Source organism: Pseudomonas sp. HY2-MNA-CIBAN-0224 (assembly GCF_040310285.1).
In the GTDB taxonomy this organism is placed as follows: Bacteria; Pseudomonadota; Gammaproteobacteria; order Pseudomonadales; family Pseudomonadaceae; genus Aquipseudomonas; species Aquipseudomonas helleri.
The window spans coordinates 1-261 of sequence record NZ_JBEOPQ010000645.1 but is presented as its reverse complement, the minus strand read 5'-3'; the positions used below and the strand labels follow the sequence as shown (position 1 = coordinate 261).

At 44.1% G+C, this 261-nt stretch carries 1 protein-coding gene; it reads left to right on the top strand.

Features of this window, described 5'->3' with window-relative positions; translation table 11 throughout:
- A partial coding sequence (gene pilM, locus AAEZ03_RS27905) for a pilus assembly protein PilM (protein ID WP_350583162.1) occupies positions 1 to 261 on the top strand: 261 nt, incomplete at both ends.

Below are 261 nucleotides of genomic sequence, written 5' to 3'. Positions count from 1 at the left end.
GCAGTGATTACCAAAATCATTGATATGGATATGGTGCTAAACGATGTCGAGCGCGAAGCACAAATTCGTTTGGATGCGGATCAATATGTGCCTTATCCATTAGAAGATGTCAATTTGGACTTTGAAGTCTTGGGCCCGTCTTTGATCAATGATGAGATGGTGCAAGTACTGCTTGCGGCCTCACGCTCGGAAAATGTTGACCAAAGAGTAGATGCTTTGACCTTTGGTGGCCTGCAAACCAAGGTAATGGATATTGAAACC